Origin of the sequence: Pseudomonas sp. SJZ079 (genome assembly GCF_007993865.1) — a bacterium.
GTDB lineage: Bacteria > Pseudomonadota > Gammaproteobacteria > Pseudomonadales > Pseudomonadaceae > Aquipseudomonas.
In genome coordinates, this window is sequence record NZ_VIUH01000003.1 from 235,377 (window position 1) to 258,257 (window position 22,881).

Annotated in this window: 18 protein-coding genes; 2 read left to right on the forward strand and 16 right to left on the reverse strand. The window is 62.5% G+C overall.

The window, feature by feature from the left end; all coding sequences use genetic code 11:
• The first annotated feature begins 272 nt into the window (after nucleotides 1-272).
• Nucleotides 273-638 carry a BON domain-containing protein gene (locus FBY03_RS05195; protein ID WP_147171127.1) on the forward strand — a complete coding sequence of 122 codons (366 nt, stop codon included), beginning with the start codon at nucleotides 273-275 and terminating at the stop codon, nucleotides 636-638.
• A 57-nt stretch (nucleotides 639-695) separates the two neighbouring features.
• Nucleotides 696-893 carry a CsbD family protein gene (locus FBY03_RS05200; protein ID WP_147171128.1) on the forward strand — a complete coding sequence of 66 codons (198 nt, stop codon included), beginning with the start codon at nucleotides 696-698 and terminating at the stop codon, nucleotides 891-893.
• A gap of 195 nt (nucleotides 894-1,088) precedes the next feature.
• On the opposite strand, the gene FBY03_RS05205 is transcribed toward FBY03_RS05200, so the two are convergent.
• The 16 genes from FBY03_RS05205 to FBY03_RS05280 all read right to left on the reverse strand — a co-directional run bounded on the left by FBY03_RS05205 (nucleotide 1,089) and on the right by FBY03_RS05280 (nucleotide 22,800).
• The gene (locus FBY03_RS05205; protein ID WP_371920754.1) at nucleotides 1,089-1,385 is read right to left on the reverse strand and encodes a DUF2845 domain-containing protein; all 297 of its coding nucleotides are present in this window, start codon (nucleotides 1,383-1,385) and stop codon (nucleotides 1,089-1,091) included.
• Nucleotides 1,386-1,441: 56 nt separating this feature from the next.
• Entirely contained in the window at nucleotides 1,442-1,738 is a 297-nt protein-coding gene (locus tag FBY03_RS05210) for a DUF2845 domain-containing protein (protein WP_178090566.1), read from the reverse strand.
• Between the two features lie 10 nt (nucleotides 1,739-1,748).
• Complete coding sequence (locus FBY03_RS05215; protein ID WP_147171131.1) at nucleotides 1,749-4,673, reverse strand: DUF748 domain-containing protein; 2,925 nt, start codon at nucleotides 4,671-4,673, stop codon at nucleotides 1,749-1,751.
• Nucleotides 4,674-4,772: 99 nt separating this feature from the next.
• Nucleotides 4,773-5,789 carry a class I SAM-dependent rRNA methyltransferase gene (locus FBY03_RS05220; protein ID WP_147171132.1) on the reverse strand — a complete coding sequence of 339 codons (1,017 nt, stop codon included), beginning with the start codon at nucleotides 5,787-5,789 and terminating at the stop codon, nucleotides 4,773-4,775.
• 450 nt (nucleotides 5,790-6,239) lie between these two features.
• Nucleotides 6,240-7,421: an acetyl-CoA C-acetyltransferase gene (locus FBY03_RS05225; protein ID WP_147171133.1), complete on the reverse strand. Its 1,182-nt coding sequence runs from the start codon at nucleotides 7,419-7,421 to the stop codon at nucleotides 6,240-6,242.
• A gap of 344 nt (nucleotides 7,422-7,765) precedes the next feature.
• The gene (gene acs, locus FBY03_RS05230; RefSeq protein WP_147171134.1) at nucleotides 7,766-9,703 is read right to left on the reverse strand and encodes an acetate--CoA ligase; all 1,938 of its coding nucleotides are present in this window, start codon (nucleotides 9,701-9,703) and stop codon (nucleotides 7,766-7,768) included.
• A gap of 221 nt (nucleotides 9,704-9,924) precedes the next feature.
• Nucleotides 9,925-11,589, reverse strand: coding sequence for a glucose-6-phosphate isomerase (gene pgi / locus FBY03_RS05235; RefSeq protein WP_147171135.1), 1,665 nt, complete (start codon nucleotides 11,587-11,589; stop codon nucleotides 9,925-9,927).
• A 248-nt stretch (nucleotides 11,590-11,837) separates the two neighbouring features.
• Nucleotides 11,838-12,218 carry an aspartate 1-decarboxylase gene (gene panD, locus FBY03_RS05240; RefSeq protein WP_147171136.1) on the reverse strand — a complete coding sequence of 127 codons (381 nt, stop codon included), beginning with the start codon at nucleotides 12,216-12,218 and terminating at the stop codon, nucleotides 11,838-11,840.
• Between the two features lie 80 nt (nucleotides 12,219-12,298).
• Entirely contained in the window at nucleotides 12,299-13,159 is an 861-nt protein-coding gene (panC, locus tag FBY03_RS05245; protein WP_147171137.1) for a pantoate--beta-alanine ligase, read from the reverse strand.
• The gene (gene panB / locus FBY03_RS05250; RefSeq protein ID WP_147171138.1) at nucleotides 13,156-13,956 is read right to left on the reverse strand and encodes a 3-methyl-2-oxobutanoate hydroxymethyltransferase; all 801 of its coding nucleotides are present in this window, start codon (nucleotides 13,954-13,956) and stop codon (nucleotides 13,156-13,158) included. The genes panC and panB overlap by 4 nt, the downstream gene beginning before the upstream one ends.
• 278 nt (nucleotides 13,957-14,234) lie before the next feature.
• Nucleotides 14,235-14,720 carry a 2-amino-4-hydroxy-6-hydroxymethyldihydropteridine diphosphokinase gene (folK, locus tag FBY03_RS05255; protein ID WP_147171139.1) on the reverse strand — a complete coding sequence of 162 codons (486 nt, stop codon included), beginning with the start codon at nucleotides 14,718-14,720 and terminating at the stop codon, nucleotides 14,235-14,237.
• Entirely contained in the window at nucleotides 14,720-16,126 is a 1,407-nt protein-coding gene (locus FBY03_RS05260; RefSeq protein WP_147171140.1) for a polynucleotide adenylyltransferase PcnB, read from the reverse strand. Before FBY03_RS05260 ends, folK begins: the two co-directional genes overlap by 1 nt.
• 696 nt (nucleotides 16,127-16,822) lie before the next feature.
• Entirely contained in the window at nucleotides 16,823-18,241 is a 1,419-nt protein-coding gene (locus FBY03_RS05265) for a sigma-54 dependent transcriptional regulator (protein ID WP_147171141.1), read from the reverse strand.
• Nucleotides 18,242-18,275: 34 nt separating this feature from the next.
• On the reverse strand, nucleotides 18,276-21,230 hold the full coding sequence (locus FBY03_RS05270) for a sensor histidine kinase (protein ID WP_147171142.1): 2,955 nt from the start codon (nucleotides 21,228-21,230) through the stop codon (nucleotides 18,276-18,278).
• A gap of 345 nt (nucleotides 21,231-21,575) precedes the next feature.
• Complete coding sequence (locus tag FBY03_RS05275; RefSeq protein ID WP_003244646.1) at nucleotides 21,576-21,752, reverse strand: hypothetical protein; 177 nt, start codon at nucleotides 21,750-21,752, stop codon at nucleotides 21,576-21,578.
• A gap of 106 nt (nucleotides 21,753-21,858) precedes the next feature.
• Nucleotides 21,859-22,800 carry a DUF808 domain-containing protein gene (locus FBY03_RS05280; RefSeq protein WP_147171143.1) on the reverse strand — a complete coding sequence of 314 codons (942 nt, stop codon included), beginning with the start codon at nucleotides 22,798-22,800 and terminating at the stop codon, nucleotides 21,859-21,861.
• Between the last annotated feature and the right edge of the window lie 81 nt (nucleotides 22,801-22,881).

Below are 22,881 nucleotides of genomic sequence, written 5' to 3' on the forward strand. Positions count from 1 at the left end.
AATGAGGCCCGCTGAGGCCTCCGGTTTGTGCACTTTTGGGCAGGTGACTCATTCAGCCTTGATGGCCTTTTGCTTCGTGCAATTTGCCTGAAGCAATTCGCTCGAGCATGCAGTTTGCATGAGCAGTGCAATCTTTGTGTTTTTATAAGTCATTGATAAATATTGGGTTATTAGTTGTATTTGGCTTGGCATAGGGCTTGCGACAGTACTCTCGAGACTGCAGCCGGGAACGGGCTTGCAGACAGTACTGAAACGTACAGGAGTCGATAGCCATGAAACAGTCAATCAACAAGTTTGCTTTTGCCGCGATCACTGCAACCGCCCTCAGCCTGGCGTTGGCCGGTACCGCCTTCGCCGGCAGAAGCACTGCTGTGCAGCCTACGCTGCTGGCGGGCAATACGATGGATAAAGCTGAAGAAGCGGTGTCCGATACCTGGATCACCAGCAAGGTGAAGTCGACTTTCCTGGCCGACGACAACCTCAGCGGCATGGATATCAAAGTCGAAACCAATCAAGGCGTGGTCGCACTCTCTGGCGTGGTCGCCAGCGATGCCGAGCGTGACCTGGCGATTGCCAAGGCCAAGGAGATCAAGGGCGTCGCCGCAGTGTCTGCCGACGGCCTGAAATCCGCCAACTAAGTGTGGCGTTATACGTCAGGCCTGTTTGGGTCTGACGTCATCCACGGAGGACAGAGCATGAATGCCGATGTGATCAAGGGTAAGTGGAAGCAGGTCAGTGGGCGGATCAAGGAGCGTTGGGGCAGCCTGACCGATGACGACCTGGATGTCGTCGAAGGCCATAGTGAGTATTTGGCCGGTAAGCTGCAGGAGCGCTATGGCTGGACCAAGGACAAGGCCCAGCAGGAAGTGCGCGACTTCAGCAGCAAGCTGTAAACGCTTGTGCTAAAAAGCCCCGCGAGTATTGCTCGCGGGGCTTTTGTGTTTGTTCCGACCCTTGTTCAGTACCGTTGTCAGGCTTGGTTTCTTGGCAGAACGGGGCAGTTGAAGCAGCGTACCTAGAAAGCGCAGATATCGTCTGCACCTAGGTGCTTGACTGGGAGCGGGGCATCGCCGACAGGTTGGCCTGCCTCAGTTACCGCGCTTGCTGTCGATCCTGATCAGCCGATTACCCTCGAAGCGCAGGAAGTGATACATGCCATTACGCGGGCCATAGGTCCATTCCTCGACCGCGACTTCGTTGCGAAAGCCATAGGCGTCGAGCACCTCACGGTAACCGAGAAAATCACGACTGAGTGGCTCGCCGCATTTACTGAGGACTTCGCTGCTGGGGTCGCCACCGCTAACTAACGCGCGGCCGCAGCGTAGCGTCGCAGCTTCGGCGGCGCTCGTGAGTAGCAGCAGGGAGAGCAACAGATACTTCACCAGGGCGTCTCTTAAAGCCTACGAGGGAAGCTCAGCCTACACCGCCTGATCGGGGCCTGTCAGTGACTGCGTCGCCGCTCGATGCGGGTTAGCCGATTGCCCTCGAAGGTGAGGATGGTCAGCACGCCATTGCTCGGGCCATAGACCCATTCTTCTATCTTGAACTCACGCCGTTCGTAGGGCCCTAGGGTGTAGCCGACCAGGTCGCGGGAAGCCGGCTCGCCGCATTTCTGCTGCACTTCGTAGGCGCGGTCGCCGACACTTACCAGTTGACTGCCGCAGCGCAGGGTGTCGGCATGTGCGCTGACGTTGTAACAGAGGAGCAGCGCCAGGCCGAGCAGGTAAATACGCATCATCGGCTCCAGTTCATTGGCTATCGAGGTGCAGCGCAGTGTTCACCTTGCCGCCCGCTGGTGCAGGATCGAGGCTGACGTCCAACAGATAGATACGCTCGTTTGGCAGGCCTCCTCGGTCGACCAGGAAATCCTTGATCGAGGCGGCGCGAGCCTGGGCCAGCCGACGCGGCAGTAATTTGCTCTGTGCCCAGAACTGCAGCACGGCATTGCGCAACTGGGCGGCGCGTTGCTCAGCCTCCAGTTGGGTCCACTCGGCGGGCGGCTGCTGTTTCAGACGGGCGCGGTAGATGCCTTCGAGCAGCGCGGCCTTTTCCTCTTCCGGGACCTGTAGCAGGCTGGCCTCGGCTGGTACTGGGGTGCCACGGCGCTGGAGGGTTTTGTAATAGCTGTACTGGTATTCGCGATCTAGGCGCTGGGCGGCCAGTGGTGGGCCATCGCTGAGTGGCGCGCTTGTGCCTTCAACTTCCAGGCGCAGCGCCGGGCGTTGTTGCAACGCCTTGGCCAGGGTGTTCAGGGCGGCCTGTGCCTCAGTGTCGAGCTCGGCGCTGCCGGCGGCGAATGGCACGTGACTCAGGTCCGTCTGCGAGCCGCCGCCGACCAGACCCGCAATGAACGTGAAGGGCGCTTGGACGGCCCGCAGCACCAGGCCGCGTAGGGTTTTCCAGACGATCGGCATGACGCTGAACTGGGGATTGTTAAGGTCGCCTTTAACCGGCAGCTGGATGGCGATCTTGCCTTCGCTGTCCTTGAGCAGGGCGACCGCCAAGCGTATGGGCAAGTCGACTGCGCTAGGACTGTCCACTTGTTCGCCCAGTTGTAGTTGCTCGACCACCACGCTGTTTTGCGCATTGAGCTGGCCTTTGCTGATGCGGTAATGCAGGTCCAGATTGAGCCGGCCCTTGCGAATCCGGTAACCGGCAAATTTACCCGAGTAAGGGGTCAGGGTGGTCAGCTCGACTTGCTTGAACTGGGTGATGATGTCCAGGCTCTCCAGCGGGTCAAAGGGATTGAGGCTGCCCTTGACGCTGACGGGCGCGTAGCGATCGATCTTGCCGACGATATCCACCTTGGCCGGCTTGGAACTGCGATTGTCGAGGGTGCCGATGCGCCCGTTGAGCTGCTGAATGGCGGTGGCGAAGTCGGGCGTCAGGCTGAAGTCGGCGAAGTTGGCCGAGCCATCGGCGATGACCACCTCGCCGATGTGAATGGCCAACGGGGTGCCGGTCGGCTCTGGGGGGACGGCTGCAGTCGAGGTGGCGGTCACCGGCTGAGTGATCAGCAGGTCGCTGACATTGGTGGTGAGGTCTTCGTTGATGATAAAGCGTGCATAGGGTTGGCTCAGGCGCACGCTATCGATGCTCAGGCTGTCGCCGTGTTGGTAGTTCACGCCGTCCAGGTTGAGCTGCTGCCAGCGCACGAAATCGCGCTCCTTGAGGCTGTCGAGGCTGTGCAACTGGTTGATCTGGGCCTTGCCGGAGACGCTGAACGCCAGCGGCGCGGTACTGCTCAGGTCGACGTCCAAATCGCTGCCGAGCAAGCCACTACGCAGTTCGAGGCGCACGAAAGGGCTGAGGTAGGCCTGGGCCAGACGCAAGTCGATGTCGCGCGTACTGACTTTCAAGGTGGCGGAGATCGGCTTCAGCTGTACTCGACCTTCGGCCTGCAGCTGGCCCTGTTGGCCCAGACCGCTGTCCAGCTTGAGGCTGAAGGGCGAGGTGCCGAGGCTGTCGAGGTTCTGCAGGTCGAGGTTGAGCGGGCCGAGTTCGAGCGTGACTTCCTGCTCCGGCAGGCGATCGGCCAGATGAGCCCGATAATCACGCAGTTGCACATCCTGCAGCAGCACCTGCCAGGGTTTACTGGCTGTCGGGTTCTGCTGCTGTTTGCCTGGACGTTCTGCCGGCGCCTGGATTGCCGAGGTGCCTTCCGGCGCGGTCGGTAGCAGCAGCCTTTGCCAGTCCAGTTGGCCATCGCGCTCGCGTGCCGCCCAGGTCTCCAACTGCTGGCTGCGGATTTTACCCACTACCACCTGTTGTTTGGCCAGGTCCAGGCGGGCGTCGCTGATCTCCAGGTTGGCCAGTTTGACCAGCGGCCGGCCGCTCGGTGCTGCAATGGCGAACGCTTTGACTTGGACCTGGATGTTGTTCAGCAGCAGCTGGAGTTTGTCGTCGAGCTTCAGTTGATAGTCGGTGGCCAGGCTGATCTGGCCTTTTTCCAAGGCCAGCGGGGCGGCATCGCGCACGTAGGGCCAGAGGCTTTTCAACTGGCCTTGGCTGAGCGTCAGGTGGCCGCTGGAGCTGAGCGGTCGCAAACTGATTTGACCACGCCAGTCTATCCGCCCGACTTCAGGACCGTTGGCGCTCAGGGTTATTTCGGCGTTGTCGTCGGGCAGGGTACTGAGGTGCTGCAGTTCCAGGCTGAGGTCGTCGTAGATCAGTTCTATAGGTTCGCTCGGACGCCGATCCGCGAAGTGCAGATTGCCGCCGGCCAGTTTGATTCGGTCGATGCGCAGCGGGAACGGCTCGCCTGGCGCTTGGTCTGGCGCGGGCGCGCGGCGCTCGGGCAGCGTGAACAGTTGCGCCAGATTGAGCCTGCCTTGCTTGTCGAGCAGCACCTGACTGCGGGCTTGATCCAGTTCGACATTGGCCAAATGCAGCACGCCACTCCACAGACTGTCGAGTTGCAGGTTGCCGTACAGACGCTCGAAGGCCACTTGCGGTTGATCCTGCTCGCCGATGCGCAGGCCCCACAGGCTGAGTTCCAGGCTGAACGGGTTGAGCTGCAGGCGTTCGAGTTTGGCCGGCACGGTGGCGTAGAGGGCCAGTTGCTGGTTGGCCAGGCGCAAGGCGATACCGGGCAGAATCAGGAAGCCGAGCAGACTGTAGAGGGTTGCGGCAATCAGCAGGGCGCCGGCGGCGCGTTTCGTTCCTTGGTGCATGGCGAGGCGTCATCTATCCCGATGAGAAGTGCCTTGGAGTATGGCATGTGCCACCGGTTCCTTCTTCGCCCTGCTGTTTCTGCTGCGCGTCGTCGGCGGTTAGAGATGCAGGATCAAGGTCTTCAGTGGCGGCTGGCCGTCGCGCGAGGGGAAGTCCGTGGCTGGCGCCAGAACCTGGCACTCACGCACGGGTCGCCCGAGTTTGCTGGCGCAGCGCAGCACCTGTTCGCGCCAGTCGGCCAGGCCGACTTTCGCCAGGTTGTTGCAGCAGATCAGCACGCCACCCTCGGCGGTGGCGAGCAGTGCCGGTTTGAGCAGGCTCTGGTAGTCGCGCAGCAAGTCGACGGTGCCGAAGGCGCTCTTGGCCCAGGCGGGGGGGTCGAGAAACACCAGATCGAACTGTTGCGGCTCCACGCGCGGATAACTGGGCAATTTTTGCCCGCGGCGCTGGGCAATTGGTAGCCCGGCCAGTTGCCGGATCGCCGGGAAATAGTCCGACTGGATGAAGTGCATCGGTGCCAACTCTGGGTTGAGTGCGCCATTCTCGCGGCCGACCGCCAGGTTGCCCTCGGCGAAGTCCAGGTTGAGCACCTCAGTCGCGCCACCGGCTGCGGCGCTGAGGCCGATACCGCAGGTGTAGGCGAACAGATTGAGCACGCGTTTACCGGCGCTGTGCGCTTTTACCCAGCCACGGGCGTTGCGCAGGTCGAGAAACAGCAGCGGGTCCTGGCCGGCATGGCGACCACGCACGCGATAGTTGAGGCCCCATTCATGCCCAATCAAATCGGCCAGCGCGGCGGGTTCGGCTGGGTAGATGGGATCCTGGCGGTCGATCCGCGAGTTGCCCTGGGAACGGTCGTTGTACACCAGCAATAAGGCCGCCCCCAGCGCTTCGGCGCACTGGTTGGCCAGCTGCAGCAGCTCATCGCGGGGCAGGCTGTGGTGAAAACTCTGCACCAGCAATTGCGGGCCATAGCGGTCTATGGTCAAGCCGCCGGCACCTTCCTGGCTGCCGTGGAACAGGCGGTAGCAGTCGGTGCCTTGCTGATGCAGTTCATCCAGCAGGGCTTGGCGATTGTGCAGGGCGGCGCGCAGCGCCTGGTCGAGAGCAGGCATGCGCGGCGACTCGGAAAAAGAGGGACGCGCAGTCTAGCAAGAAAAACGCCGGCGCCTGCTCTCGCAGCGGTGCCGGCGTTCAGCCGTTAGCACTGTTTGTCCAGTGCTCGTAGTAGCGAGGCGGCGGCGCGCAGGCAGTAGATCGACTACGGCAAGCGACGCCGAGGCAGCTAGTGCGAGTGCCAGGCGTCAGCAGGCCGTTGAAAAATGTAGCGAGCGATGGCTAGGCAAGGCGAAATCAGCCGCAACGCAGCGAAGCGGAGTAACAGCCGGAGGCTGGCCCGCAGGGTGAGCGTAGCGAATCAAAAGCGCAGTGTACGAGTTGTACATGAGCATTTGATTCGCTTCGCTCACCCCTTCGGGGCCGCGCTAAAGCGCGTTCAACGCGGCGCTTTTGTGAGGCTGATTTCAACGCCGCATAGCCGAGCGCAGTAGTTTTTCAACGGCCTGTTAGTCGCGTTCGATGGCCAGGGCCACGCCCTGACCGCCGCCGATGCACAGGGTGGCCAGACCTTTCTTGGCGTCGCGCTTGATCATCTCGTGCAGCAGGGTCACCAGCACCCGGCAGCCGGAGGCGCCGATCGGGTGGCCGAGGGCGATGGCACCGCCGTTGACGTTGACCTTGCTGGCATCCCAGCCCAGCTCCTGGCCGACCGCCAACGCCTGGGCGGCGAAGGCTTCGTTGGCTTCGATCAGCTCGAGCTCACTCAACTGCCAGCCGGCCTTGTCCAGGCAGCGACGGGTCGCCGAGACCGGACCGATGCCCATGATCGCCGGGTCGACGCCGGCATTGGCGTAACCGGCGATCCGCGCCAGCACCGGCAGGCCGAGGGCCTTGGCCTTGCTCGCGCTCATCAGCAGCACCGCGGCGGCGCCATCGTTGAGGCTGGAGGCATTGCCGGCGGTGACGCTGCCGTCCTGCTTGAACGCCGGCTTGAGCTTGGCCAATGATTCGGCGGTGGTACTGGCGCGCGGCTGTTCGTCGCTGGCGAAGGCGACGGGTTCGCCCTTGCGTTGGGGAATCAGGATCGGGGTGATTTCGTCGGCGAAGCGCCCGCCCTCGATGGCCGCGCAGGCTTTCTGCTGCGAGGCGGCGGCGAAGGCATCCTGGGCTTCACGGCTGATGGCGTACTTGTCCACCAGGTTCTCGGCGGTGATGCCCATGTGGTAATCGTTGAAGGCGTCCCACAGGCCATCTTCGATCATGCTGTCGAGCACTTTGCCGTGGCCCATGCGCAGGCCGGTGCGGGCGCCGGGCATGACGTAGGGGGCCAGGCTCATGTTCTCCATGCCGCCGGCGATGATCACCTCGGCATCGCCGCAGCGGATGGCCTGGGCGCCCAGGTGCAGGGCTTTGAGGCCCGAGCCGCAGACCTTGTTGAGGGTCAGGGCCGGCACCGCATGCGGCAGGCCGGCCTTGATCGCGGCCTGGCGCGCGGGGTTCTGCCCGGCGCCGGCGGTGAGCACGTGACCGAGGATCACTTCGTCGACCTCGGCGCCATTCAGGCCGGTTTGCTCGAGCAGGCGGCGGATCACCGCGGCGCCCAGTTCGACTGCCGGGATGCCGGCCAGCGCGCCCTGGAAACTGCCGATGGCGGTGCGGGTGGCGGCGACAATGACGACTTCTTGCATGATTCGATCCTCACGAGTGAAAGGCGCGGTAGGCCGCGAAGGCCATTATGGTGGCACAGGGGCTTTGCCCGCGGCCACCCCGTGAAACCCGTACGGTCAGCCAGCTAGTGGTGGCCCTATGCAAGCAGGCACGCTAGGGAACGCCTCGTTATGCGATCCGGTGAGGGCAGGCGACTCGGCTTGTAATGGCAGGGGTGGTTTTGTCGCCCCATACTTGCCGGTTCGTGGTACTCGGGGTGAACAGCACAGCGCCTCGTCAGGGATGACGAGGCGCTGACGGCGTTGGGGGCCGCCTGCGCAGCATCACCCGGGCAACACGGCGCGTGTGCCCGGGTGTGCCGCCTTCAGCGGTTGAGGCGCTTGTCGATCAGGCCGTCGACCACGGATGGGTCGGCCAGGGTCGAGGTGTCGCCGAGGTTGTCCAGTTCGTTGCAGGCGATCTTGCGCAGGATGCGGCGCATGATCTTGCCCGAACGGGTTTTCGGCAAGCCCGGCGCCCATTGGATCAGCTCCGGTCTGGCGAAGCCGCCGATTTCCTTGCTGACCAGGGTCAGCAGCTCCTTTTGCAGCGCCTCGCTCGGCTCTACGCCGTTCATCGGGGTGACGAAGGCATAGATACCCTGGCCCTTGAGGTCATGCGGGTAACCAACCACCGCCGCCTCGGCGACCGCATCGTGCAGGACCAGGGCGCTTTCCACTTCGGCGGTGCCGATGCGGTGGCCGGATACATTGATCACGTCGTCTACCCGCCCGGTGATCCAGTAGTAGCCGTCCTCATCGCGGCGTGCGCCGTCACCACTGAAGTAGTAGCCGGGGTAGGCGGAGAAATAGGTGTCGATCATCCGCTGGTGGTCGCCATAGACGCTGCGGATCTGGCTCGGCCAGCTGGCCTTGATCGCCAGCACGCCTGAGCCCGCACCCTCGATTTCCTGGCCTTGCTCATCCAGCAGGACCGGCTGCACGCCAAAGAACGGCCGGGTCGCCGAACCGGGCTTGAGGTCGGTGGCGCCGGGCAGCGGGGTGATCAGGATGGCGCCGGTTTCGGTCTGCCACCAGGTGTCGACGATCGGGCAGCGCCTGTCGCCGACCACATTGAAGTACCACTCCCAGGCTTCCGGGTTGATCGGCTCGCCGACGCTGCCGAGCAGGCGCAGGCTGCTGCGCGAAGTCTGCTTGACCGGGGCTTCGCCTTCGCGCATCAGCGCGCGCAGGGCGGTCGGCGCGGTGTAGAAGATGTTCACCTGGTGCTTGTCGATCACCTGCCAGAAACGCGAGGCGTCGGGGTAGTTCGGCACGCCTTCAAATATCAGGCTGGTGGCGCCGTTGGCCAGCGGGCCATAGACGATGTAACTGTGCCCGGTGACCCAGCCGACATCGGCGGTGCACCAATAGATGTCGCCGTCGTGGTAGTCGAACACGTACTTGTGGGTCATGGCCGCCATCAACAGATAGCCGCCGGTGGTGTGCAGCACGCCTTTAGGTTTGCCGGTGCTGCCCGAGGTGTAGAGGATGAACAACGGGTCCTCGGCGTCCATCGGTTCGGCCGGGCAATCGTCGTCGGCGTCGTGCAATGCCTCGTGATACCAGAGGTCGCGGCCCTCGACCCAGTCGATCTCGCCTTGGGTACGCTCGACCACCACCACGGTCGAGACGTTCGGGCAGCTTTGCAGCGCCTTGTCGACACTGGCCTTGAGGGGCACGTATTTGCCACCGCGGACGCCTTCGTCGGCGGTGATCACGGTGCGGCAATCGGCGTCCAGGATGCGATCACGCAGGGCGTCGGCAGAGAAGCCGCCGAACACCACCGAGTGCACCGCACCGATGCGCGTGCAGGCGAGCATGGCATAGGCCGCTTCCGGCACCATCGGCATGTAGATGCACACCCGGTCGCCTTTCTGCACGCCACGGCTCTTCAGCACATTGGCCAGGCGGCAGACGTGATGGTGCAGTTTGCGGTAGGTGATGTTGGCGGATTCGCTGGGGTTGTCGCCTTCCCAGATCAGCGCGATCTGCTCGCCGCGTTGTTCCAGGTGGCGGTCGATGCAGTTATAGCTGACGTTCAATTGCCCGTCCCTGAACCAGCTGGCCTGGCCTTTGCGCATGTCGCCGTGGTGCACGCTGCGCCAGGGTTTGAACCAGTCGAGAAAGGTCGTCGCCTGCTCGGCCCAGAAGGTTTCGGGCTGCTCGACGGATTGTCGGTACAGGCGCTGGTAGTCCTCGTCATTCAGGTGGGCACGCTGACGCACAGCAGCGCTGACGGGGTGGCGGGTGATCTCAAACATGGCGGGGCCTTCTTGTTGTGTGTCCGCGATGCCCGTAAGGGTAGCACCCAAGTCGCTGTCTGATTCAAGTGCTGGCGGGTGGTTTTAGCGAGTGCGCAGGATCGCCGCCGCGCCTGCGCAGGACGCAGGTCGCTGTCGCGCCGCAAGGCCAGCAAGTAGGCGGTGTAACAGTGGTGGATGGGTCGTGCTACCTGGCGCATGCCGGGTAGCGCGTGGGGCGCTTAGCCGCGATGGCGACCGCGGAAATAGTCGATCAACCCCTGGGTGGAGGGGTCTTCCGCCGGCTGCTGCTCATCGCCGGTGAGGCGTTGGTACACCCCCTTGCCCAGCTCCTTACCCAGTTCGACGCCCCACTGGTCGAAGGCGTTGATGCCCCAGATCGCACTCTGTACGAACACCTTGTGTTCGTACATCGCGACCAGTGCCCCCAGGCGGCGCGGGCTGATGCGCTCGAGGACCAGGGTGTTGCTCGGGCGGTTGCCGGGAATCACCTTGTGCGGCGCGAGGAACTGCACCTGCTCTTCGTTCATACCCTTGGCGCGCAGCTCGGCTTCGGCTTCTGCGCGGCTCTTGCCCAGCATCAGGGCCTGACTCTGCGACAGACAGTTGGCGTACAGCCATTGGTGGTGGTCGGCGACCGGGTTGTAGCTGACCACCGGCACGATAAAGTCCGCCGGAATCAGCTGGGTGCCCTGGTGCAATAATTGGTGGTACGCGTGCTGGCCGTTGCAACCGACCCCGCCCCAGATCACCGGGCCGGTCGCGCAATCCACCGGGCTGCCGTCCTGCCGCACGCGCTTGCCGTTGGACTCCATGTCCAGTTGCTGCAGGTGTTTGGTGATATTGCGCAGGTAATGATCGTACGGCAGGATCGCCTGACTCTGCGCGTCCCAGAAATTGCCGTACCAGATGCCCAGCAGCGCCAGCAGCACCGGCATGTTGCGCTCGAACGGTGCGCTCTGGAAATGCTCATCCATGCTGTAGGCACCGGACAACAGCTCCTTGAAGTTGGACATGCCGATGGACATGGCGATCGGTAAGCCGATGGCCGACCACAGCGAATACCGCCCGCCGACCCAGTCCCACATGGGGAAGATGTTTTCTTCGTGGATGCCGAACGCGACCGCCGCCTCGCGATTGCTCGACACCGCAATAAAGTGCCGATACAGCTGCGCTTCGGAGCCGCCCTGGGCCAGGTACCAGCGGCGTGCGGCCTGGGCATTCTTCAGGGTTTCCAGGGTGCTGAAGGATTTCGACGAGACGATGAACAGTGTGGTTTCCGCACGCAGCTTGGCCGACAGTTCATGGAACTCGCTGCCATCGATATTGGCCAGGTAATGGCAGCGCACACCGCGTTGGGCGAATGGCAGCAGCGCTTCGGAGACTAGTTGCGGACCGAGAAACGAGCCGCCGATGCCGATATTCACCACGTCGGTGATGGGTTTTTCAGTGTAGCCGCGCCACAAGCCATCGTGGATGCTGCCGACCAGTTCGGTCATCTGCTGCAGCACCCGCTGCACTTCCGGCATCACATCGACGCCATCGACCAGGACCTTGTCGCCGATGGGACGGCGCAGGGCGGTATGCAGCGCCGGACGCGCTTCCGATGCATTGATCGGCTCGCCATCGAACAGGGCGCGAATCGACTGGGCCAAGCCGGTTTCTTGCGCCAAGTTGACCAGAAGTTCGCGCGTCTCCTGGTTAATCAGGTTTTTCGAGTAGTCGAGAAATATCCCACAGCTGCTTAGCGACAGTTTGCTGAAGCGCTCTGGATCGGTGCAGAACGCTTCGCGCATGTTGAAGTTCTGCAAGCTGGCTCGATGAGTTTGCAGGGCCTGCCAAGCGGGCAGGGCAGTGACATCGAGCGGGTGCTGGTAGTACGCCATATGCGGAGGCTTCCTTGTGCGGGTGCATGCTTAAAAAACGGGGCAATAAAAAGCCCGCAACGCTGCTTGTGTACCGGGCTGTTAGTGTAGCGGCCTGGGTACAGGATTAGCAGGCCGTCGAAAATGTAGCGAGCGAAGGCTAGGCAAGGCGAAATCAGTCGAAAAAGCGCAGTGTACGAGTTGTACATGAGCATTTGAGGCTGATTTCAACGCCGCATAGCCGAGCGCAGTAGTTTTTCAACGGCCTGTTAGGCAACCTGCAGGGGGATGGCGTTGCTGGTGTGGCTCAACTCGTTGCCCGGTGCCATGTACAGCATGCGCGGTTTGAAGTTGAGCAGGTCGGCCTCGCTGTAGTGGGCGTAGGCGCAAATGATCACGCGGTCGCCAACCCCGGCCTTGTGCGCGGCCGCGCCGTTCACCGAAATCATCCGCGAGCCGGCTTCGCCACGAATCGCGTAAGTGGTGAAGCGCTCGCCATTGTCGATGTTGTAGATCTGGATCTGCTCATATTCCTGGATGCCGGACAGGTCCAGCCATTCCCCGTCGATGGCACAGGAGCCCTCGTAATCGAGCACTGCATGAGTGACTTCGGCGCGGTGCAGCTTGGCTTTGAGCATGATGGCGTGCATGGCTTTTCCTTGGAGGTCCACAAACGGCGGATGAAGTGTGCCCTGGGTGATAACAGCGCAGTAAGGGCACAAGCAGTCGGTTAAGTCGCGGCGTCGAGGTCGAACGCCAGGTTATCGATCAAGCGGGTGTTGCCAATAAAAGCGGCAGCCAGAACGACCAGTTGGCGATCCGCCGGGCTGGCCACTCGCAAGCTGTTCGTCTCGCGAATTTCCAGGTAGTCCGGGCGAAATCCGGCGTCGCGTTGTTGCTGTTGTGCGGCCGCGATCAGCGTGGCGAAGTCACGCTCGCCGCTGCGAATCGCCGAGGCAATCTGCTGCAGGCTGCGATACAGCGCCGGCGCCGCACTGCGTTGTTGTTCCGTCAAGTAACCGTTACGTGAGGACAATGCCAAGCCATCTTCGGCGCGCACGGTCGGCTCGCCGATAATCTGCACGGGCATGTTCAGATCACGCACCAGGGTACGAATCACCGCCAGTTGCTGGAAGTCCTTCTGGCCGAAGACGGCTAGATCCGGCTGCACTATGTTGAACAGCTTGGTCACCACAGTGGCGACCCCGTCGAAATGGCCGGGGCGACTGGCACCGCACAGTCCTTCGGCGACGCCTTGCACGCAGACGCGGGTTTGGCCGGCCATGCCGCCGGGATACATTTCGTCGACATCCGGGGTGAACAGCAAGTGACAACCGGCCTCGAACAGTTTTTTCTGATCCGCGGCGAGGGTGCGCGGGTAGGTGCCAAGGTCTTCGGTGGGGCCGAACTGCAGCGGATTGACGAAGATACTGGCGACCACGAAGTCGGTACGCTGGGCGGCTTTGGTCACCAAGGCTGCATGCCCGGCATGCAGGTTGCCCATGGTCGGCACGAAACCTATCTGCTTGCCTTCGGCGCGGGCCTGGGCGACAGCGGCATGCAGTTCGCGGATGGTTTTAACCGTGTTCATGCAGAAAACCCGTGTTCGGCTGCGGGAAAACTCTGGTCTTTGACCGCTTTGACGTAAGCGCTGAGCGCCGTCTGGATGCTGCTCTGGCCAGCCATGAAGTTTTTCACGAACTTCGGCGTGCGGCCACTCAGGGACAGGCCGAGCATGTCGTGCAGCACCAGTACCTGACCGTCGGTGGCGTTACCCGCACCGATGCCAATGACCGGGATATGCACCGCCTGGCTGATCTCGGCGGCCAGTTCACTGGGCACGCATTCGAGCAGCAGCATGGCGGCGCCGGCTTGTTCCAGGGCCATGGCGTCGGCGCGCATTTGCCGTGCCTGAGCCTCCTGGCGTCCCTGGACTTTATAGCCGCCAAGGATATTCACCGCTTGCGGGGTCAGGCCCAGGTGGGCACAGACCGGCACGCCGCGCTCGGCCAGCAGGCGAATAGGTTCAGCCAACCAGGCTGCGCCTTCCAGCTTGACCATGTGCGCGCCCGCCTGCATCAGCGCGGCGCAGTTGTGCAGGGCTTGTTCGGTGGTGGCATAGGCCATGAAGGGCAGGTCGGCGAGGATCAACGCGCCCTGGTTGCCGCGCTTGACGCTGGCGACGTGGTAGGCCATGTCGCCAAGGCTGACCGGCAGGGTGCTGTCATGCCCTTGCAGAACCATGCCGAGGGAGTCGCCGACCAGCAACACGTCGACGCCCGCCTGGCAGGCGGCTTGGGCGAAGGTGGCGTCATAGCAGGTCAGCATGGCGATTTTTTCGCCGCTCTGCTTGAGGCTTTGCAGGGTGGTCAGGGTAATTTCTGGCATGAGAATCGTCCTCACTCAGGCATTCAGCAAGCAGGTAACCTGCTTCAATGTGGCCTGCATTGGCCTCGTTTTGCACCGGTGCTGGGCAACGGGACGCCTATAGTCCTGATGGGGGGGCTTGAAGTCAATTGCGGGTGTTACCGACTTGTTACTGACGTTACCGCCAATCCCCGAGCCGGGCTGTTCTACGCCCCTGCTGAGGCCACTGATTTTTCGGCCGAAGCGGCACAGTGCGGTCGTTCATCGCGTGGCTAACGCCGCATGCGCCCACCCAGTGTTCAGACGGGTAGGCGCTCCAGTCCTGCGAAGGGACAAGCCGCGAGCAGTTCGCTGAGTGCCCGGCCGTCGGGCAAACGCAAGGCGGGCGCCAGCTCGGCCAGGGGGTACAAAACGAAGGCACGGGCATGCATATGGTAATGCGGGACTGTCAGGCGGGCTTGGTTCAGCAGGCGCTCGCCAAACAACAGAATGTCCAGGTCGAGGGTGCGTGGTCCCCAGCGCTCGGCCTTGCGTTCGCGGCCTTGACTCAGCTCGATGGCTTGCAGGGCGTCGAGCAAGACCAGCGGCTCAAGCGCGCTATCCAGTGCGGCGACCGCGTTGACGTAGCGCGGTTGATCCGCAGGGCCGAGCGGGTCGCTGGCATAGAATGAGGAGCGGGCCAACAACTGCGTCTGCGGCAAGGCGGCCAGCGCTGTCAGGGCGCCGCGCAGTTGCTCGAGCGGTTCGGCCAGGTTGCTGCCGAGGCCGATATAGACGCGTTCCATCACTCCTGCTCCGGCCTCGCAGCACCTTCGCCGCTGGGGCTGCGCTTGCGTTTGCCGCCGCTACGCTTACGTTTGCGCGGTGCGCCAGGGCCGTCGTCCTTGCTGCTGAGGTCGCGAATCATGCCGCGTCGTTCGCTGTCGCTGGCGTCCTGATAGTCAGTCCACCAGTCGCCGAGGCCGTCGGTCTGCTCGCCCGCGCTTTCGCGCAGCAGGAGGAAGTCGTAGCCGGCGCGGAAGCGGGAGTTGTCCAGCAGCATGTCGGCGCGCTTGCCGCTGCGTCGCGGCAGGCGCTCTTGCATGTCCCATATTTCGCGGATCGGCAGGGTGAAGCGTTTCGGTACGGCGATGCGTTGGCACTGCTCGGCGATCAGCTCGTGGGCGGCTTCCTGCATCGCCGGAATCGGCGGCATGCCGCGTTCCTGCAGCTGCAATACGCGGGCTGGCAGCGCCGGCCAGAGCAGGGCGGCGAAGAGAAACGCTGGGGTCACCGTTTTGCCCTGCTGGATGCGCAGGTCGGTATTGGCCAGGGCATTGCGGATCAACTGGTCGGTGTAGTCAGGGTTCTGCTTGAGCGCCGCGGCACTGGCGGGGAACAGTTGGCCGAACAAACCGTAGTCGACCAACAGTTCATAGGTGTATTCGGCGTAACCGGCGAGGAACAGCTTGAGGACCTCGTCGAACAGGCGTGCCGAGGGAATCTCGCGGAGCATCGGTGCCAGCTTGTAGATCGGCGCGGCACTGTGTTTCTCGATCTCGAAATCCAGCTTGGCGGCAAAACGCACCGCCCGCAGCATGCGTACCGGGTCTTCCTGGTAGCGCTGGGTCGGGTCGCCGATCAGGCGGATCAGCTGGTTGCGAATGTCATGCACGCCATTGGCGTAATCGAGAATGCGCTCGCTGCCCGGGTCGTAATACAGGGCATTGATGGTGAAGTCGCGGCGCTGGGCGTCGTCTTCCAGGCTGCCGTAGACGTTGTCGCGCAGAATTCGCCCGCTTTCATTGCGCGAGGACAGGTTGCTGTTCTCTTCTTCCTCACCCTGCGGGTGATTGGCGCGGAAGGTGGCGACTTCGATGATCTCCCGGCCGAAATGCACGTGTACCAGCTTGAAGCGACGACCGATTACCCGTGCATTGCGAAACTCGGCGCGCACCTGCTCGGGTGTCGCGCTGGTGGCCACGTCGAAGTCTTTGGGGTCGATGTCCAGCAGCAGGTCGCGTACGCAGCCACCGACCAGATAGGCCTGGTAGCCGGCTTTCTGCAGGCGCTCGACGATACCTGTGGCGTAACGGCTGATTTGACCACGACGAATGGGGTGCTGGTGATTGCTCAGCACTTCTGGGGTGCTGTGCGAATGTTTGGCGCGGCGCAGTGGGGAGCGTAAAGACTTGAACAGCTTTTTCAGCATAAGGGGCACTGTTTGACGAAATGACCGGCCAGAATAAGGGGTGACCGCATGGATGCTGCGGATTCTAGCATTGAGTCGGGGGATGGTGTAGGAAGCGAGGGAAGGCAGTCGGAGCTGGGAGGGGTGAAGCTACTGGGGGAGCCTAAGCTCCCCCCCAAGTAGGTGCGTGCTTTGTTTTTATTATTATGGCGGGCTTGTTGTTTTTGTTGGTTTACCCGTTCCATTAAGTCAGAGACTCTAGGAAAACCTCCCAAGCTGGGAGTTAGTAGCAAACGGATTGCTTTGGATGCTGACGCTACCATGGTCGCGTGGCGACCTAACCAGTACAGGCACTGCCTTCGAGCAGTTTTATTGTTCTCAGCCTGGTTATGGGGCAAGCCCCAAAGGCAATTCCTCTCCAAAAGAATCAGTTAGCTGCGCCTCCGCCCTGTTGTTTTTGTTGTGCTGGAGTCGATACGTCTTGTTTTTATTGTCTGTGGCGTTGCTTGTTATTGTTGTTGTGCCAGAGATAAAGCAGATGCCGTGCCAGTTTTTTAGAAGTCTTTTAAAACAAGGGCTTGCGTGGATTGTGTGGTAATCGGCAGCTATAAAAAAGCCGGGTTCTCGTTACCATAAGACCCGGCTTTTGTTACTAAGTGTTGAAACGGTAACAGCGCAGGGAACCTCTCGGGCATCCATCTGTCATCGCGGATCGGCTTACCCGGTAGTTGCGCCGGACTTGCGTCGCGGGATGCCCAGGCGCTGGCGGCGCTCCCACAGACACTTGCGACTGATGCCGAGCTTGCGCGCCAGTTCGGTCTCGGTCATGTGGTCCTGGTGTTCGAGGACGAAGTGCTGGAAGTAATCCTCCAATGACAGGTCTTCGGTGGGCTCAAGGCTGCTGTTGCTCGCCTGGTGGGGCAGGCCGACGAAGTCGTCTTCCTCTTCCAGGTCGCTCAACTCGATGTCGATGCCCAGCAACTCGGCCGAGATGGCCGTGCTCTCACAGAGAATGACCGCGCGCTCGATGGCGTTCTCCAGTTCGCGCACGTTACCCGGCCAGGGGTAATGGCGTATCGCTTGTTCGGCATCCGGGGCGAAGTGCAGATCGTCGCGGCCCTGACGCATGCACTGGCGCAGGAGAAAGGCGCGGGCGATTTCGCTGACGTCGGCGCCGCGCTCGCGCAGCGCCGGTAGCTTGAGGGCAATCACATGCAGGCGGTAATACAGGTCTTCGCGGAACTGGCCGATCTTGGCCAGGCCCTTGAGGTCGCGGTGAGTGGCGGCGATCAGGCGCACGTCGACTTTTTGCGACTGCACCGAACCGACCCGGCGGATTTCGCCTTCCTGCAGCACGCGCAGCAAGCGGGCCTGGGCCTCCAGCGGCAATTCGCCGATCTCATCGAGGAATAGAGTGCCGCCATCGGCGGCTTCGACCAGGCCGGCGCGACCGGCGCTGGCGCCAGTGAAGGCGCCTTTCTCGTGGCCGAACAGTTCGGACTCGATCAGCGATTCCGGGATCGCCGCGCAGTTCACCGAAATCAATGGCGCCTTGGCGCGTCTGGACAGGTTGTGCAGGGCGCGGGCAACCAGTTCTTTGCCGGTGCCGGACTCACCCTGAATCAGCACGTTGGAGTCGGTCGGCGCCACCTTGCGAATCTTGCTGTACAGCTCCTGCATGGCTGGGCAGGAACCGATGATGCCAATCTCGCCGTTGCTGTTATCGACTGCCTTCTCGCTGGTGCGGTTGCCATTGCTGCGTTCGCTCGGGGCCTGCTTGGCTTGCTGGCGGTCGCTGAGGATGCGGGCCACCGCCTTGAGCATTTCATCATGGTCGAAGGGTTTGGCGATGTAGTCGACCGCGCCCATCTTCATCGAGTCGACCGCCGAGCGCAGGCTGGCGTAGCTGGTCATGATCAACACCGGCGTGCCTTCGCTGTGCTTGATCAGTTCGGTGCCGGGGGCACCCGGCAGGCGCAGATCACTGACGATCAGGTCGAAGCTGGGAATGCTGAAGCGCTCCTGCGCTTCCTGCACCGACCCGGCTTCGCTGACTTGGTATTGGTTGCGTTCCAGGAGGCGGCGAAGGGCGGAGCGGATAATGGTTTCGTCTTCGACGATCAGAATATGAGGCATTAATACGGTCTCTTGGCGGTCTCAGGTCGCTGGTTCAAGTCGCTACGGACGTCGCCTCGACATGCCGCGGTAACGTCACCCGTATTCGGGTGCCGCGCTGTTGCTCGGGGTCTACCGGGCTGTCGATTGTTATCTGTCCATAATGCTCTTCCACGATCGAATAGACCAGTGCGAGGCCAAGTCCCGTGCCTTTGCCGGGGTCCTTGGTGGTGAAGAACGGCTCGAACAAGCGCTCGATGATGGCCTTGGGAATGCCGCTGCCTTCGTCTTCGACAATCAGGTCGACGGTGTGCTCGGAGGCCTCGCTCCTGACCCGGATTGCCGCGCCTGGCGGCGACGCGTCGCGCGCATTGGACAGCAGGTTGATCAGCACTTGGGCGAGCCGCTGCGAATCACCTTCGGCCCAGTGATCGGGGTCGCACAGGTTGAAGAAGTGCACTTCGACACTGAGCCGGTTGAGCGCTAGCAGGCCGATGGCATCCTGGGCCACCTGGGCCAGGCACACCGGCTCGTCGGCCTGTTGATGCTCGCCAGAGTGGGCGAAGCTCATCAGCGACTGGACGATGCGTGATACGCGTTTGGTCTGTTCGAGAATCTGTCCGCTGATTTCGGTCAGCTCGCTGTCGTCTTCGCGCTCCTCGCGCAGGTTTTGCGCCAGGCAGGCGATGCCGGTGATCGGGTTGCCGATCTCGTGCGCCACGCCGGCGGCCAGGCGACCGATGCTGGCCAGGCGCTCGGAGTGCACCAACTTGTCTTCCAGGTACTGAGTTTCGGTGAGGTCCTCGACCAGCAGCACCAGACCGCTGTTGCCCGGGGTCAGTGGCTCGTCGATGGCCGCCTTGTGCAGGTTGAGCCAGCGTATCTGGCCGTCCAGCTCCAGTTGCTGTTTGTGCAGGTGCTGATCGGGCAGTTCGATGAAACGCTCCAGCAGATCGCGCCAGGGTTCGCCCAGGGTCGACAGGCGTGAACCGACCACGCGTTGCGCCGGCACCTCGGTGAGCTCTTCCATGGCCTTGTTCCACATCAGGATCTCCTGATCCTTGGCCAGCGAACAGACGCCCATCGGCAGCTCCTGCAGCGTCTGTCGATGGTAGCGGCGTAAGGTGTCGAGCTCGGCGGCCAGGCCGGTGAGGCGCGAGTGGTAGTCCTCCAGGCGGCTCTCGATGAAGTGGATGTCTTCGGTGACGTAGTTTTCGCTGCCGGATTTATACGGCAGGAAGGTTTCGACGATGTCCTGCGCGACGCTCGGCCCCATCAAACCGGAGAGGTTGGCCTCGATGCGGTCGCGCAAGCGGCGCAGGGCATAGGGACGGCCCTCGTCGAACGGCAAATGCAGATCGCGCAACGCCTGCTCGACCTCGCGCTGCGCCGTCTTGGCGCCCAACGGTTTGGCCAGCTGGGTGGCGAACTCCTGCGGCGACAGCGCCAACAGCTCGCGCCGTTGCGGGCGTCGGACATTGTCCACGGCGCAAGCTTCGGCGGCGCTCTTTTCCTCGGCGCTGGCCTCGGTAAACAGCGAGACCAGGGTGAACGCCAGCACGTTGGCCGCCAGCGAGGCGATCGCGGCCATGTGCCAACTGCTGTCATCGAGCACATACACCACATCGAAAAACGGCAGGTAGAGGCCTTGCAGGTTGCCCAGCATCGGCAGCAGCATGCCCACCACCCAGACACCGATGCCCATCAGCAGGCCGGCGATAAAGCCGCGACGGTTGGCGGTCGGCCAATACAGCACCGAGAGCACGCCGGGGAGAAACTGCAGGGTGGCGACGAAGGCGACGATGCCCAGATTGGCCAGATCCTGCTCGGCGCCGAGTAATAGGTAGAAGCCGTAGCCGGCCATGATGGTGACGGAGATCAGCGCGCGCCGCGTCCACTTCAGCCAGCGATAGATATTGCCCTCGGCCGGCGGCTGGTACAGCGGCAATACCACGTGGTTGAGCAGCATGCCGGACAGCGCCAGGGTGGTGACGATGATCAAGCCGCTGGAGGCGGAGAGGCCGCCGACATAGGCGATCAGCGCCAGGGTCTGGCTGTTGACCGCGATGCCCAGGCCGAGGGTGAAGTACTCGGGGTTGGTGGTGGCCCCGAGTTTCAGGCTGGCCCAGAGGATCAGCGGCACCGCCAGGCTCATCAGCAGCAGGAACAGCGGCAACCCCCAGCTCGCGCTGACCATGGCCCGTGGATTGAGGTTCTCGGTAAAGGTCATGTGGTACATGTGCGGCATGACGATGGCCGAGGCGAAGAACACCAGCAGCAGCGTGCGCCAGGGACCTTCCTGCAATGGCGTGTGCAGACTGCTCAGCACACCCTGGTTTTGCACCAGCCACAGCTCCAGATCCTTAGGACCGTCGAATACGCCATACAGCGCGTACAGGCCGATGACACCGAGGGCGACCAGCTTGACCACCGATTCGAAGGCGATGGCGAACACCAGGCCTTCGTGTTTCTCGCGCGTGGCGATATGCCGGGCGCCGAACAGAATGGTGAACAGGATGATCAGCCCGCAATAGCTCAGGGCGACGCGTTCCTTCAGCGGCTCCTGGGTGAGGATGCCGATCGAGTCGGTCACTGCCTGCATCTGTAGGGCCAGCAAGGGCAGCACGCCAATCAGCATGAACACGGTGGTCAGGGCACCGGCCCAGGTGCTGCGAAAGCGAAAGGCGAACAGGTCGGCCAGTGAGGATAGTTGATAGGTGCGGGTGATACGCAGGATCGGGTAGAGCAGCACCGGTGCCAGCAGGAAGGCCCCGGACACCCCGAGGTAGCTGGCGAGAAAGCCATAACCGTATTGGTAGGCCAGGCCGACCGTGCCGTAGAACGCCCAGGCGCTGGCGTATACGCCGAGCGACAGGGTGTAGGTCAGTGGATGGCGGATGATCCAGCGTGGGATCAGGCCGTGCTCGCTGATCCAGGCCACGCCGAACAGAACCAGCAGGTAGGCGGCGCTGATCAGGATCAGCTGGCTTAGGCTAAAGCTCGTCAGCATCACATCGGCTCTGCGAATAAGGGCAAGGGGCGGTCACTGGGTTTCGCCGCCGCGCCTCAGAGTTCATCGGCATCGCGTTGGCTCTGCGAATAAGGGCAAGGGGCGGTCATCAAGTTTCGCCGCTGCATATCAGAGTTCATCGGCATCACGTTGGCTCTGCGAATAAGGGGAAGGGCGGTCACCAGGTTTCGCCGTCGCGACTCAGAGTTCATCGGCATCGCGTTGGCTCTGCGAGTAAGGGTAAGGGTGGTCACCAGGTTTCGCCGCTGCGACTCAGAGTTCATCGGCATCGCGTTGGCTCTGCGAATATGGGTAAGGGCGGTCACCAGGTTTCGCCGCTGCGACTCAGAGTTCATCGGCATCACGTTGGCTCTGCAGGATAAAGGTCACCACGATCAGGATCAGCCAGAGCAGATAAGGCCGATACCACGCGCCATTGGGGTCGATCCACCAGTCCATGATGGCCGGGGAAAACAGGTAGATCCCCACCACCAAGATCAGAACCAATCGATAGATATACATGCCGCATCTCTTTGCGAGGATGGCGCGATGGTAACGGATGCGCAGCCGCCTGCGTAGGCTGCGTCTGCTGACTGCAGTAGGTTGCAGCCGTGGTGACAAGCGGCTGTTAGGCCCTGAGTGCACGCCAGGTGCGCGTGGCGAGACTGACCACGGCCAACGTCAGCGCCCCGGCGGCGATGCCGACCAGCGCATTGAGCAGGGTTGGTAGTAGGGCGGCCAGCACGCTGCTGCTGGCGCTGGCACTGTGCGCCAGGTGCTCGATCAGATGATGAACCGGGGCAATGCCATGGGTGAGAATGCCGCCGCCGACCATGAACATCGCCGCCGTACCGAGGACCGATAGGCCCTTCATCAAGTAGGGCGCTGCCAACAGTATCCAGCGACCCAGCGCGCGTTGCAGGCGGGCCGTCAGCCCGGTGCCGCTGCGCTGGCTCAGGTACAAGCCGCCGTCGTCGAGTTTGACGATACCGGCCACCAGGCCGTAAACCCCCGCGGTTATCAGCAGGGCGATGCTGCAGAGTACCAGCACCTGCTGGGTAAACGGCGCGGTCGCCACGGTGCCGAGGGTGATGGCGATGATCTCGGCAGAGAGAATGAAGTCGGTGCGAATGGCCCCGCTGATTTTGCTGTTCTCGAAGGCCAGCATGTCCATCTGCGGATCGGCTGCGACCTGCAACAGCTCGGCCTGATACGCCCGAACCTCGGCTGGGTCGTGGAGGAATTTATGCGCCAGCTTCTCGAAACCCTCGTAACAGAGAAAGGCGCCGCCCAGCATCAATAAGGGGGTCACCGCCCAGGGTGCAAAGGCGCTGATCAGTAGGGCGGCGGGGACCAGAATCAACTTGTTTTTCAGCGAGCCCTTGGCCACCGCCCAGACCACCGGCAGCTCGCGCTCGGCACGTACTCCGCTGACCTGCTGGGCATTCAGCGCCAGGTCATCGCCGAGCACGCCGGTGGTCTTCTTGGCCGCCACTTTGGTCATCAGCGCCACGTCGTCCAGCACCGTGGCGATGTCATCGAGCAGGGTCAACAGGCTGCTACCGGCCATGCCAATCGTTCCTTATTTATCGGGAGATGGAAAACCTACGGCGCCGATTATGTCAGGCGGGTGCGTCCTGAACCTATCGCC